The organism is Pseudoalteromonas sp. Ps84H-4 (assembly GCF_024124645.1).
GTDB lineage: Bacteria > Pseudomonadota > Gammaproteobacteria > Enterobacterales > Alteromonadaceae > Pseudoalteromonas > Pseudoalteromonas lipolytica_C.
The window spans coordinates 19,936-32,799 of the sequence record NZ_JAMXSK010000028.1; the positions used below are offsets into that span (position 1 = coordinate 19,936).

General features: G+C 38.0%; 13 protein-coding genes. 9 read left to right on the forward strand and 4 right to left on the reverse strand.

What is annotated here, in order from left to right; all coding sequences use genetic code 11:
* Positions 1-892: 892 nt before the first annotated feature.
* Together NH454_RS19270 and NH454_RS19275 are read right to left on the reverse strand one after the other, a co-directional pair.
* Positions 893-1,666 (reverse strand): hypothetical protein, encoded by a 774-nt coding sequence (locus NH454_RS19270; RefSeq protein WP_199524914.1) that lies wholly within the window; start codon positions 1,664-1,666, stop codon positions 893-895.
* 103 nt (positions 1,667-1,769) lie between these two features.
* The gene (locus tag NH454_RS19275; RefSeq protein WP_199524913.1) at positions 1,770-2,783 is read right to left on the reverse strand and encodes a hypothetical protein; all 1,014 of its coding nucleotides are present in this window, start codon (positions 2,781-2,783) and stop codon (positions 1,770-1,772) included.
* Positions 2,784-3,083: 300 nt separating this feature from the next.
* Between NH454_RS19275 and NH454_RS19280 the strand changes: the two genes are divergently transcribed.
* The 5 genes from NH454_RS19280 to NH454_RS19300 all read left to right on the forward strand — a co-directional run bounded on the left by NH454_RS19280 (position 3,084) and on the right by NH454_RS19300 (position 6,908).
* On the forward strand, positions 3,084-3,416 hold the full coding sequence (locus tag NH454_RS19280; RefSeq protein WP_138558826.1) for a hypothetical protein: 333 nt from the start codon (positions 3,084-3,086) through the stop codon (positions 3,414-3,416).
* Between the two features lie 2 nt (positions 3,417-3,418).
* Positions 3,419-4,072: a hypothetical protein gene (locus NH454_RS19285; RefSeq protein ID WP_138558825.1), complete on the forward strand. Its 654-nt coding sequence runs from the start codon at positions 3,419-3,421 to the stop codon at positions 4,070-4,072.
* Positions 4,073-4,082: 10 nt separating this feature from the next.
* Positions 4,083-5,066, forward strand: coding sequence for a conjugal transfer protein TraF (gene traF / locus NH454_RS19290; protein ID WP_235373821.1), 984 nt, complete (start codon positions 4,083-4,085; stop codon positions 5,064-5,066).
* Complete coding sequence (locus tag NH454_RS19295) at positions 5,066-6,424, forward strand: conjugal transfer protein TraH (protein ID WP_235373820.1); 1,359 nt, start codon at positions 5,066-5,068, stop codon at positions 6,422-6,424. Before traF ends, NH454_RS19295 begins: the two co-directional genes overlap by 1 nt.
* A 181-nt stretch (positions 6,425-6,605) precedes the next feature.
* Positions 6,606-6,908 (forward strand): hypothetical protein, encoded by a 303-nt coding sequence (locus NH454_RS19300; RefSeq protein WP_036973894.1) that lies wholly within the window; start codon positions 6,606-6,608, stop codon positions 6,906-6,908.
* Between the two features lie 34 nt (positions 6,909-6,942).
* On the opposite strand, the gene NH454_RS19305 is transcribed toward NH454_RS19300, so the two are convergent.
* Together NH454_RS19305 and NH454_RS19310 are read right to left on the reverse strand one after the other, a co-directional pair.
* Positions 6,943-7,365, reverse strand: a complete 423-nt coding sequence (locus NH454_RS19305; protein ID WP_036973893.1) for a hypothetical protein — start codon at positions 7,363-7,365, stop codon at positions 6,943-6,945.
* A gap of 246 nt (positions 7,366-7,611) precedes the next feature.
* Positions 7,612-8,374, reverse strand: a protein-coding gene (locus tag NH454_RS19310; RefSeq protein WP_235373819.1) for an IS5 family transposase whose coding sequence is annotated in 2 segments (ribosomal slippage) — positions 7,612-7,905 and positions 7,907-8,374 — 762 coding nt in all. Because the reading frame shifts where the segments join, the coding sequence is not laid out codon by codon here.
* A 355-nt stretch (positions 8,375-8,729) separates the two neighbouring features.
* Here NH454_RS19310 and NH454_RS19315 point away from each other — a divergent pair.
* From NH454_RS19315 to NH454_RS19330, 4 genes are read left to right on the forward strand one after another with little or no spacing between them, the layout of a single operon-like run.
* Entirely contained in the window at positions 8,730-9,455 is a 726-nt protein-coding gene (locus NH454_RS19315) for a hypothetical protein (RefSeq protein WP_036973892.1), read from the forward strand.
* Entirely contained in the window at positions 9,452-10,354 is a 903-nt protein-coding gene (locus NH454_RS19320; protein ID WP_235373818.1) for an LPP20 family lipoprotein, read from the forward strand. Before NH454_RS19315 ends, NH454_RS19320 begins: the two co-directional genes overlap by 4 nt.
* 8 nt (positions 10,355-10,362) lie before the next feature.
* The gene (locus NH454_RS19325; RefSeq protein ID WP_036973889.1) at positions 10,363-11,493 is read left to right on the forward strand and encodes a hypothetical protein; all 1,131 of its coding nucleotides are present in this window, start codon (positions 10,363-10,365) and stop codon (positions 11,491-11,493) included.
* Positions 11,490-12,857 carry a hypothetical protein gene (locus NH454_RS19330; RefSeq protein WP_235373817.1) on the forward strand — a complete coding sequence of 456 codons (1,368 nt, stop codon included), beginning with the start codon at positions 11,490-11,492 and terminating at the stop codon, positions 12,855-12,857. Before NH454_RS19325 ends, NH454_RS19330 begins: the two co-directional genes overlap by 4 nt.
* Positions 12,858-12,864: the final 7 nt, after the last annotated feature.

A 12,864-nucleotide genomic window follows, 5' to 3' on the forward strand; every position in this document is an offset into this window, starting at 1 on the left:
ATGGGCGTCTTCCATAATTCGGAAAACAATGTTGATACATTTCCATTCACTTGGATTAGTAATTTAGAAGGGGAGGTGAGCAAGTGGTCTATGAATTGAACGGAGCTTACTCCGCAAAGCGGACGTGCATTCTAACCAGAATACTGCTTTTGCTTTCAAGCTCAAAATGAAATTAAGGCAACACATCTAACAAGTCTAAAGAATAAAACAAATGTGATTGCACTCCACACTACGGACAGTTGATTAGCATTAGCATTCCGTTTGGCGGATTAAATTTGATGTATTCAGCTTCCGTATTTTGGAAGGATTCAACTGATTACAAATTATGATATTCCATCGACAACAATGAATTTGGAAATATATCATCTTTAACCACCAGCTTAATGAAGTCCATTAAATGGATTTCGTCACACGAATTTACACTTCGTATAACGGACACACGATGCAACCGTATGCGTCCGAAGAATGAACAACATATAGTCCGTATAAAGGAGCTTCTTAGCTTTGAAGTGAATGTCTTGTTTGCTTTTCGGTGAAGTTTCTTTGCCCGACTTCTGAATTAAGCTTATAGCTAAAAGTTCAAATGTATTTACCAGCAGGTGGATTAGATGACTTGTTAAAGCATTCCGGTATTAGGATTCAATTGATTTGGTTACAGGCCAAATACCGGAATGAGTGATTGAATATGTAAAATGAAATGGGGCATCTAATTTAAACGTCTTAGTTGGTGGTTTTTAGGTGTTTTTGAAAATTTGAAACAGAATATCTGAATTATCATAAGTTACTTGGTATCCGTAATATGGTATCTGCTCCCTCCTAGCCAGCTCCGTTTTGTGAACTTGACCTATTTAGGCACCTATCCGCAACCCGAACCATTCTAGGTGGGGGCGGCTTACTTGAATTGTGAGGCATTTGTTTTTAAATTACATATTAAGTCCTCTGGAGTGATTACATTTACTGGGTAATTGCTTTCTAACTTCTTAAGGTTTTCATGATAAAAGATAGATGTTTGACCAGCACTACTGGCTCTGTCATTAGTACAGAAGTAATCAATACCATAACCATAACTTGCTGCCAGAGCATCACCATCAACCCACTCACCAACACTTTTTGCATATTTCTTATCAGATAAATTGTTATCGGCCTTAGTTCTCTGTATGAGGCCACCTTCAACCTTCGGTAATTGATTCATTAGATGGCTTCTTCCAGCTCCCAGGCTTTCAATAAACCTAAGGCACTCGAATGATCGTTCTAATCTATCGCCTAAATCATGTCTTACATCTGGTGCAAGATACTTTTTGTCAAACTCAAGCGCAGGTGCGCCAACTCTTGGTAGCTTAGTAAATCTAAATCCAAGTTCTAATGCTTTAGGTATCATACTTGCTAAATACTCAGTTAACTCTGGAGCTTTTGAGCCTTTAGAAGATGAAATTTCCTCCCCGTCTAATGTTATGGAATATGCACCTTTAAAATTTGCTATATAAGGTTTTCTTTCTGACTTTTTCATTGTCTCGATCGTTGCTATGCCCTCAAAGAAAAATGGAGTAATAATTTTCGACTGTATCAAATGGAACAACTGAGAATATACCTCGGCAGAGTTGGCCCTTTTATTTTCATCAACTATTGATTCCCATACATTTGAATCAAATGTAACCCAAACTTCCATAACTACTCCTTCATTATTAGTTCGCTGTCTTCGGATATTTCCGCCCTTACCTTGGGGTTTTTCAACATAAATACAATTTAAGAAAGTAAAATGAAATTATAACCTAATCAAAGTCAAAGCATGGGCCTTTGATTTGATAATACTCGATCGGCAAATTAAACTTGTTTTGCAGTTCATTCAGATAGGAATGTTCAACGCTTGTGCATTTTACAGGACCAGCAACAATTAACTTTTCAACGAAACCTGCTTTATAAAAGTACGCATACTCTAGAAGTTGCCCAATTGCTTGCCGTATGCATGATTTAGCACTAAATGCTGTTTTGATTTCATACAACCTGTACTTATCACCCAATTGGAGAGTCAGATCAACTCTTCCGCATCCTATAATGTTTTCAGTGCCTACGTTATCCCTGCCATAGACTTGCACTAATTCATCATACAAAGCCTGTTGAAGATCATTGTGTAATAGTCGTACATCTATTTGCTGATCTTTCTTATAGGAGGCTTTGGTAAATGACAGTTTTGCTCTGCAACCTGGTTTGAAAACAAAAGAGGGAGTAGAAGGGCTGTCATTATTTGATGCTATCTCTATGTGAAGATACAAAGGTAGTAAGCGATCTAACACATCACAAACTCGCTGATAATCAATTTTTTCACGATTTTGTTTTTCACCTAGGAAAATAAAAGCATTAGTTTTGCACCATTCTGACTTGATTATGGTTGGCTGAAAGTCTTCACTTCTAGAGCCGTCATGCTCAACATCATAGTGCCACATGCTTAAATCGTAAAACTCAGTTCCGAATTCATCGATGTATTCATTGAATAAATTAATTTTCTCTATTAGAGCATTAAGGTTTGGATGATCTCTACTAGGGCGAAGGGAGAATGCTACTCCGTATCGAAACGAATTATTTTCAAAGCCGATGTTAAATTGAAGCTCGGCTCGACCTCCGAAGTGAGCTCCCCAATCTTTTTTTACCCCCCTTTGGTCAAATACGTACTTTGAGGGAACTCGTGATAAAGAATGAATATTTTTCCTCAATTCTTGAAGGTTACCCAGCTCATATTCGGTGAGCATTTCATTAATTTTATTTGCAATGTGAAACAGAGATGTCATTTAAAAACCTAAAAGTTATTCCTGAGTTGAGTATTACATTTGGATTGTGAATGGCCAACTTTGATTTTTGATAACAGTACTCGACTTAAATGTCTGGTTATAAAGTATTAGTGATTGTGGTTGTGTTTATTTTTTAAATCATAATGTGGCGATTTATAAATAAATTAAAATTTACAAAATCAACCGTTTAAAATTTCTATAAATTTTAATTGTGAATTATACACTTTGTATAGTTGCCAATTTAGTGAGCTTCTGTTTAAAATGTAGCTTCATTGTTAATAATTTTTTATTGGTTGTGTTATGGAAAATCGAAGTCAATTTTTGGATGAAGCAATATCTATTCAAGTTAGTGCGTTGCTTCTAGTGAAACATGCTGCAGTTGTAGATATTCAATTGGCTGCGCACCTTTTCTGTATTCAATCTGAAGCTGATGTAGTTGCTATACGTGATGCAAGTACAATGGCATTGCAACGACTTGCTAGAGAAAAAACAGTTATTAACGCGGCATCGCTTGGTCTGAATGGAATTAAACAAATGCTAGATGCTATTAAAAGTGCTGAGAATAATGATTCAAAACTTGGCAAGCTTAAAAACTTAGCTGCAAGTACCTCAATCGCTGTGGTAGGGAATTAATTATGAATGCAGTTAGTTCAGAACTCATAGGTTTAGTGGATGGAAGAAGTGTTTCATATAATATAACAAGGGACATTTCACTGATTGTTTCGCTGATGTCTCTTAATGCAAGACCTGCTCTTGTTGCTGAGCTCTTTCCTTATATCAAAATTGGACGCTATAAAGAAATAAAAAGGGAAGTAGACACTATTTCTTCTAAGCCATTTGAGTTCAAGAAAATTGCAAATTCGGTTGGGTATGGATGGGTTGATTCAAACCGCGAAGGATTTTTGATAGCGAATCTACTATTTAATGAAGCTAAAGCTCTTTACCCTAATTTTGATTTTGATAATCAGAATGTTTTTGCCGATATGCTTGTTAATGTTTGTATAAGCTTTAATAAGCGATTCCAAGATTTGGTCGACCCAATTGACATTAATCAAGTTAATTCATTGTTTTGTGGAATTTCTAAGCAGGACTTATACCCAAATAGATGCTCATGTGGCCGCTTTTATTTAAGAACAACCCAAAGCTTCACTTCTTCTTGTCCTTGGTGCCGTTGTGGTGTTAATCCTAAATCAGTGAAAACAATAAAACTTAAAAAAGTAAATATCCATCATTTCGTTCAAGAGCAATCAGTTCGAGTACAACACACGCAAGTAGCTAAAATTTCGTAGGTTGAAAGGAATGAGATTCTATTTAAGTTTAACCATTGTAGCATTGGGAGTAATGAATGCTGGCTTTGTGTCTGCTAAAAGCTCACCGGTTTCTGGAACAGAAAAGCCTAGTAGAGGATGGCACTTTTACGAAGATCCTGAGCTTGTAGATGAGGAAAAGCAAGAAGTTCCAAAGGCGCAACCTCCTTCTGCACAGCCAAATGACAAGAAACAACCAGAAATGGTTGAAATTAATTCAGCATGGTTAAAAGAAAACCTTCCTAAATTACTCAATATAGCTATTGATGATCCTAGTACAGAGAACATTTCTAACTATTATTACGCACAACGTTTAGCTATCGACAAAGCGAATGCATTTAGCGATCAAACAAAAGAATTTTTTATGTTTGAAGAGCAACTTTCTGAAAGTAACCGCCGACCAAATTCAAGTAATGCGTTATTTGCTCATAAAGTAAAAACAAATAAAGATAAAGCCAAAGTGTTCAATTCTTTATTCGATAAAGTTGGGCTGTGGATGTTCTATCGTTCTGACTGCCCGTATTGTCACCAACAACTTCCTGCGATGGAGTCCTTAGCTAAGATAATGGGGGTTGATGTGTTAGCAATCTCAATGGATGGCATTCTTTTAGATAAAGAGTTCCCGGGAGTTAAGCATGTCATCGACCCTAACATGACTTTGTCTCGAAAGTTTCAAGTGAGCATTACCCCTACAACAATGCTTGTCTCAAATGATGGTCAGCACTTTCAAACAATTAAATATGGCATGGCATCAGGTAGTGAACTTGTTCAAAGAGCATTCTATGCAGCAAAACGGATGAACCTCATTAGTGAGGAGCAATTCGTTAAAACACAAGAAGTGAAAGACATTCTTGTGTCAAAGGAGCCTTTAGTAGTTGAAAAGCAAAAGTTAGAAGACAACCCTTCAATTCTATCTGATCTACTCAGAAAGCGGCTTAATGAGATTAACCTTTCAACGACATCAAAGGCTCAGTAATGTTTAAAATTAATAAATTAACAGTGCTAATTGCACTTAGCGCTTTGTCTCCATCAATTCATGCTTCAACTGTGATGGAAGATGTCTTTACTGAAGCTGTAACATTTCAAACGACAACTGCTACTTCATTCAGTACACCAACAAGAAACGGTATTAGTTTTGGTGGGGCTTCTTACAGAGTAAAAGGGGTAAGAGCGAATGTCGTTAATTTCCAACCTCCGAAAATATCTGGAGGCTGTGGTGGCATCGATTTTTTTGCTGGAAGCTTTAGCTTAATAAACTCCGACCAATTAGTGCAAATGGGAAGGGCGATTGCACAAGGTGTACCATCATACGCCTTTAACTTGGCTTTAACTTCAGTTTGTCCCTCATGTAGTAAGTTAATGTCAGACCTTCAAACAAAACTTGATGAATTTAATCAAATGACAGCTAATGGTTGCGAAAAGGCTGTTGGATATTTGGGAGATCTGAAATTAGATGACGGCACAAATGCAGTCGATACTTTCAAGAGCTCAGTGCAGTTTGGTGCTTTAGAAGGACTCGCAAATGATGCTTCAGGTTGGTTAACAGATAGAGGTGAGGCAAACGCTACAAAAGGCGATACAGATAATACAGCTGTTAAAGCAGAAAAAAATGGTGTCGAAGTAGAAGTTAATACAGCTCATCATATTCTAGTGAATGCAAATGTCAGTGCTTATACCCATTCCTCAATCTCAGGTTTGGGTGGTGCAAACTTAAAAGACCTGATCATGTCGTTAACCGGTACAACAATTTCTAGAAAGTCTGGAAGCACAAGCTCGACCGATACTGGGATTGATGTAATAACTAAACCTGCAACTGTCTCATTAAGAGATATTTTCGAAGAGTCTGATACAGGCTCAATTAGAGTAATGAAGTGTAAAAGCACAGATCCAAATTGCTTAAACCCTATTGAACAAACTATCTCAAGCAGAGGCTTAAAGTACATTTTTGATGATATAGCAGAAAAGCTCGTTGCCAAAATTGATAAAAGACTGAATGTAGCTCAGACGGCAGATGAAATAGCACTACAAGCTATTGCAGATTTAAATGCTACAGAGTTAGTTAGCGCTTTAAAAAGCCCTCGGTTGGCCGCAAAGACATTATCATTGACAGCGCAGGAAGCTGTAGCTCAGCAAATAATAACGGTACTTCAGGAAGTGCTTCATAACATCAAGTCAAATTCATCTGTAGGTGTATCACTAAAAGGGGCTGTTGCTAAACCATATATCGAATCACTGGATAAGCTCAATGATGATCTTGATAAAATGCGATACAAAATAGGTGAAGATTTGAAGTTGGTTGCTACGCCATATGCGGTTACCCAGGCAATGAAGTAATTTAAAATTAGCTGGTGGGTTTAATGCTCATGTATGATTAAGTTGTTGTGTCAAAGCGCCTTAACAAATATACGGAAAATTTGTTTGTTAAGACGCTTTTTATTGAAGATTGCAAAGAGGGTACTCATTAAAAGTACGCTTAGAATAATAGGTGAGTTAAATCAATAACTGAAGGCAAAATATGGCGGAATCTAGAGAACTTAGAAGCTTTTGGAAAATGGTGATAGCTGTTTTATATATAATTTATCTTTTGCATATCTACGTCACAAATAGGGTTGTTGCTCTTCTCAGTGATGGTACCCCAAATACGACATTAATTTTACGAGGTTGTACATCAGTTGAATGTCATATCAAAGGTACATTAAGAACAGATCCAATATCTTTGGAAAGCTACATTTTGAAAAGTGATGGAACAAAGCTTTATTTTAATCGCGATGAAATTTCAAGTTTGTCATGGCCAGTTATAGGTGCCAATTCTGAATAAGCTTTGTAATCTTGCTACTCTGGTTAGAGACAGGTTATAAACGATCTAACAAGATAATGCTAGCCGAGTTTGAATATTTTAATGATACTGTATTTTGTTTGGTGCTAAATGATCCAGTAATTCCAAGCAAGCTCTTTATTTCATTATGAGCCCATTCAATGAACTTTTGTGAGCCACTACACAAGCCAATACAAAAGCATTTATTATTTCTTTGGTAATATTTCCTAACCCATTCATCACCTTCAATATAGCCTGCAATAAATGCCAGTACATTAGTTGATTGAGATAATTTAGGTGGGCTTATAGTTAAACTTTTCTTACGTACAATGCCAAACTGTTTTAGTGGTTTAGCAATTACCTTAGAGGTAAATCTAACTTCAACCATAACCGCGTTACTTGCAGAAAACCGGTAACTTAAGGTGTTCCCAAAATCTAAATACTTAGCAAAATCGATCAAAATGAGCTCATTGTTAATGTGTTGAGAAAGGCCAATACGTTTATCACCATCAACCCATCCATCTGCAGCAATAAAGCCAGCCCAGAACGCACTTTAAATTGATCCGTCAGAAAAACATTCATCATTTACTGCAAAGCGGCCATAAGCGAGTTTTTTAATTTCAAACTTGGGGTTAAATCCATCTTTACTGGCTGGAAATTGTTGAAGAAAGCTAGGGCCTGTTGAACTTTACTGTACATATTTCAATCAGCAATACATAGGCAACCACATCATTGAAAATGCCAGTGAGACCATGCTGACATAGTTCCGTGCTAATTTTTCATATCTAGTTGATATTGCAAGATAATGTTTAATTCTCGCAAAGGCATTTTCAACTAAGTGGCGATATTTATAGAGACACCAATCGATACTGTTTTTGTCTATATCTTGACCATGATTCCGCTTGGGGATGACTGAAGCGCCTCCTTTGGCTTCAATATATTCCCTCAACATATCACTATCATACCCTTTGTCGCCGACGAAAATGTTCACTTCCCGCAAAATGGTCAACTAAGCTTTGAGCGCGAGTTATGTCATTTCTCTGGCCTTCCGATAGTTCAAAATAAATGGGAAGCCCTCCGCTATCCACGGCTAAATGGATTTTTGTAGAGTTACCACCTCGACTCTTTCCTATGCACTCATTGTCTGAGGTCGCTTCGCCAGTGCTATGTTGATGAGCTTTAACAATCGACCCGTCAGCAAAGACCCAATCGTAATCAGAAAGTTTTGCTAACTCATTGAATAACCGGTTTAATAACCCTTTCTTTGACCACAAATTGAAGCGTCTATAAATGGTGCTCCAACCACCAAACTCTGTGGGTAAATCTCGCCATGGGATACCCGTTCTCAGCCGGTAGAGTATCCCTTCAAACGTCATTCTGTGTTCTGGTTTGTTGTATATGCGGCCTGTATTTTTCATTACTTGAAGTAGCTTTAGCCACCGCGTATCAGTTAGCATTAGTCTAGGCATGGTATTGGGTTGTTATTTTACTTTTGGCGAAGCAAATTATAACGCTTTACCATGCCGCTCAAAAACTAATCACGAAAGTTCAACAGCCCCTAATTCTAAGCCTGTATATGCTATTTAAGTAAAAAAATTAAATTTTTTATAAAATGAGATAAAAGTATGAATGCTGGCTGAATGCCTTGTCAGCGTTACATTTGTAATAAAATGAAAGGTAAGTAAATAAAAAGTTCTTAATTTGTAGGGTTGCATTTTTTCATAATTTCGGTAATTTTAATAAAATATCCAAGGAAGAATGAACCAAGTCAACAGCTTAGCTTTGTGCTTTCTTGTGTTTTTATAAGTATAGGGAAATAACCTAATGAAAAAAGCTAGCTTATCTGCCATTATCTTCGCCCCCCTTTTCGCCGGTTGTGTATCTACAACCGACACAAGTACATCTGCTAATCTAGACAGAAGTGCAGCCGTTGCAGAGTTAACAACTCGCATGGACACTCTCGGCTATTTTCACCCAGTTGAAGTACAACCAGGGATAGATGAGTTTTTAAATATGTCCGCTATTATTTTAGAACGTCAACGCAAGGTTATGGCTGAGTATCGCACTCAAACTGATAACTATAGAGATGTGCAAGCATTTTTATATGCTCATAAGAATTCTACACCTGAACGATTACAAGCTGCCATTATTGAATTTGACGCAGGAGCTAAAAATAAAGACGAAGAAATTGGTCATAAAATTGCGGCTTATAATTTAGCTAATGAAGGTATTTACCAACAAAATGTAGAGCTTGCGACAGACTTAACAATTGAAATAGCTAAGTCTGCTTATATTTTGAGCCAGCACAGTAGTGCAGTAGCTAAAGTTACAGCTTTGCGAATGGGAGGTGATGTAGTTAGCTCTTGGTTATCAAGCGATGAAGAAAACGCCGAAAAAGAAGAAGATCCAAAAGATATAGGCACTGCACTTGTTAAAGCAAAAGATCAGCTTGCATTAGCACTTGAAGCAAACGAGATTATTGAACTTGAGCAAGCAACTATCACAGCTATAAATGAGCTTCAGCTTGAGCAAGAAGAGAAAGGCAGATGAAAACAAGCATTTTTGCTTTTTTAGTAGGATGTGTTTTTAATTGTTCAGCTCAAAGTTGGCCTGACTGGGTAACCAAATCCCATAAAAGTGATAAATACATTACTGCAGTCGGCATTGGTGAAAGTCGCTTAGCCGCAAAGCAAGCGGCTCTAGCCGACATTACGACTCAGTTAAGCGTTAATGTAAATACACAGCAATTACAAACGCTAAAAAAGCAAAATAATCGAGTAAATAACTATTTTGAACAAACAACGAGCTTAACTAGTTTACCTATTACATTAACGGGGCTTGAAGAGCTTAATTCGATTAACCAAAATAATTTATTTGCTTTAAAAGTGGGCATAAAAAAAGCGACTTTAATCGCTAATCTTAAATCTGATTTAGAGGGACTAGAGCGTATAGCCATCCCCAAAAATAATGTAGAACAGCGATTTATATGGGCTCTTCAAAAAAGTGAAGAGCTTAATCTTGCCTCAAAAAAAGTCGCTTTGTTAGAGCACCTATCTGGCCCTAAGCCATTTATAAAACAAATTTTAAATAAACTTTTAAATGAACAGTCAATAGGGTTAGGCGCTATCGCTTGCGATGTGATAGGCGCTAATAACATTAGCCAAATAAAGTCCGCTCTAAATGATGCGTTACCGCATAGTGGTTCAACTCGCTTATGGGTAAGGCCACAATTACGATGGCAGTATGCTCAAAGCGATAATGCCTACCTCGCTAAAGCAAATCTAACCATTGTACTTACTCGAAGCGTGAGTCCATTTAAAGTACTGTTACAGCACAACATATCCGCCCAAGAAAGTGCCAGCACTCAAGAAATCGCAAAACAAAACGCGATTAATCATTTAGTAAAACAAATTAAAGCGCCTGCTAGTCAGTGGCTGTTTGATAATTAGGAATAGCAATGAAATTAGTCAAAAATTTAACTCTTTCTGCACTAACTATTGCCTTATTGGCTGGTTGTAACACAAGCCCAAAACAGGGAAGCACGACTCAATCTGGCACAGTGAGCAACAACGCTTCGAATACAGTAATCGCCAAAAGTGCTTATGAATTTAAAGATGCTGATATTGTAATGCCAGCCTATTTTGATACTCAAGGTTTAGAGCGTTGTACCTTCGATATTAATAGTGAAATCGATAGTTGCCCACTCAAAAAACCTATTGTACGTATGTATTTTGACTTAGCTGGTGTAAGCGGAAGTGGTATTGGTGTTGATGCAATGCGTGAGTTTGATAATCAAAATTTATTGCTTATGCTCGAAAACCAATTTGCTGGTATTAATCGATTTAGAATTGTTACGCGTGATGATGATGCTATTTCAAAAGAACAACAGTTAATTTTACAACAACAAGGTGTAGCAACAGCAGCTAAACGCGCTGAAGTTAAAGCATTAATTCCCGATTTTGTCGTGAAAATTGATTCACTAAGGACACTAAAAACTGAAGGGGCGATCACGGATTGGGCCGACTACACATTAGAGCTGACAACTGGTGTTATAAACCCGCAAACACGTGAAAAGCTATCGCACCCAAATTTAGGAAAGATTCGTGTTAAATCGGAAGATGTACGTGATCGCTCAGAGTTGAAATTTACAACTGTAAGCGGACGCTATGCAGCGGGTTTCCATTTTGATCAAAGTGCTCATGTAAATGCAGTACTTAGCGACATGGGATCGCGTGGTATTGATATTTTACTTACTCGTATGTTGAGTGAAATGCCAGCAACAGCGCAAGTGTTAGGTATTAAAGGTAATAAGATTAGCTTAGACAGAGGCCAAAATGCAGGTGTGCTGCCTAACGAAACGATGATCATTTTTAGCTATGAGGCTGGATTTGTTGAGCCACTTGGCGTTGCAAATGTAAACCCTTCGCGAAGTAGCGCTAATGGTGAAATTATTCGTTGGAAAGACTCTCGTGCAGCTGATGATGTTAAAAACAAAGCTGAAAATGGCATTTACCGTCCATCAAATGTTGCCAAAATATTTGCTGTATCGGTTGGCACGCCAGCAGACTTTTTGGAGAATAGGACATGATCAAAAAGCTTGGCCTATTAGCTTTGTGTTCTTTAAGTGCACAAGCCCAGGTTGATGTCTTGGCTGATGGCACACTGCAAACACAGGCGTGTGCTTATGGTCGAGGTAGCACGGCTATTTCTGGTGCAAAAGCTCAGGCAAGTGCCGAGCTTATAAGTTTTATTAAAGGTAACAAAAGCCTAACAACACAAGGTGCACAGCAACATTTAACATCCAGATTAGATGATGATGCGGCCAGCTTATATGAGCAGCAACGAACTACGATGATGGAAGGGTTGAGTGCCGGTGCTGTTCCTTTAAACTACTCAACGCCTACGCTTAGCGGTAACGACACGTGCATGACTGTAAGCCTCAATCCACAGGAATTAGGAGAGCCACTACAGCAAAACTGGCAGCAAACCACGCAAAATTTTAGTGTGACAGTAATAGGCCAAGGCTGGAAAAAAGAAGGTAAAACAGCACTAACCATAGCAGAGCAAGATGCTTTACAACGTGCTGTATCGCAAGTGGTAGGTGTATGGCTTACTCAGCAACATACCCAATCTTCAAGCACGAGTATGAGTATTGCTGAGGGTAATGAGTCAACAAGTATGCAAGAGCTGATAGGTCAACAGCTTTCGAGTCACAGTGAAGGGCTTGTTAAAGAGTGGCAAACGCTGCAAACCAAAGAGCTCAAAAATGGGGGGGTAGAAGTTACTATTTTGGCTGTGGTAGAAAAAGCACCTCTCATTCAAAAAGCATCTAAATTACTGAGCATGATTGGTTCGCCTAGAGTCCAAGTTGTTGCGCCAGAGCCATTAAAAACAGAGCTTAAAGTTTGGCTAAACGAGCAGGGTATTGAGGTTGGTAACGTAGCGAGTTTAGCTATTTATGCGAAGTCTACAGTGATTAGCCGAGGGAACAACAGGCAGCTTTATTTAACTGCTGACGTTAGAGACTTAGCTGGAAATATTTATGGTCAATGGAAAAACGACCCTTCATTTATGTCATTGCCTAAAGGCCCATACGTTGAAAAAGATTTAATGGCTGTACATTTAGCAAGTGAGTCACAATCAAAAGCACTTCATAGCACGCTTAATAATGCATTTACTCAAGTTGTTGCAAGGGGGGGGTTAGTTCGTGAAGTCATGTTGCCAAGTAATAAGTTAACCCAACCAGAAAAACTGCATGATGTATTAAGTACATTAGGTGGCGTAAGCGACGTATCTATACACAGACAACAAAAATATACTGTAGCAAGCCTTAGGTTTAAAGGTGATACCGGTGAGCTTGCTAATGCGCTCGATCAAGCATTAATGACAATAACAGCAAAAAACCTTTCGAAAATTACAGTCGAAGACGATTTTACACTCAGGTACAAATAAGGATGGA

What these genes read in the sequence shown, in the direction of transcription:
- NH454_RS19320 (WP_235373818.1), top strand. Translation starts at nt 9,452, where the DNA reads ATGAAAACAAGCATTTTTGCTTTTTTAGTAGGATGTGTTTTTAATTGT.
- NH454_RS19285 (WP_138558825.1), top strand. Translation starts at nt 3,419, where the DNA reads ATGAATGCAGTTAGTTCAGAACTCATAGGTTTAGTGGATGGAAGAAGT.
- NH454_RS19280 (WP_138558826.1), top strand. Translation starts at nt 3,084, where the DNA reads ATGGAAAATCGAAGTCAATTTTTGGATGAAGCAATATCTATTCAAGTT.
- NH454_RS19315 (WP_036973892.1), top strand. Translation starts at nt 8,730, where the DNA reads ATGAAAAAAGCTAGCTTATCTGCCATTATCTTCGCCCCCCTTTTCGCC.
- NH454_RS19270 (WP_199524914.1), bottom strand. Translation starts at nt 1,666, where the DNA reads ATGGAAGTTTGGGTTACATTTGATTCAAATGTATGGGAATCAATAGTT.
- NH454_RS19330 (WP_235373817.1), top strand. Translation starts at nt 11,490, where the DNA reads ATGATCAAAAAGCTTGGCCTATTAGCTTTGTGTTCTTTAAGTGCACAA.
- traF (WP_235373821.1), top strand. Translation starts at nt 4,083, where the DNA reads ATGAGATTCTATTTAAGTTTAACCATTGTAGCATTGGGAGTAATGAAT.
- NH454_RS19275 (WP_199524913.1), bottom strand. Translation starts at nt 2,783, where the DNA reads ATGACATCTCTGTTTCACATTGCAAATAAAATTAATGAAATGCTCACC.
- NH454_RS19300 (WP_036973894.1), top strand. Translation starts at nt 6,606, where the DNA reads ATGGCGGAATCTAGAGAACTTAGAAGCTTTTGGAAAATGGTGATAGCT.
- NH454_RS19325 (WP_036973889.1), top strand. Translation starts at nt 10,363, where the DNA reads ATGAAATTAGTCAAAAATTTAACTCTTTCTGCACTAACTATTGCCTTA.
- NH454_RS19295 (WP_235373820.1), top strand. Translation starts at nt 5,066, where the DNA reads ATGTTTAAAATTAATAAATTAACAGTGCTAATTGCACTTAGCGCTTTG.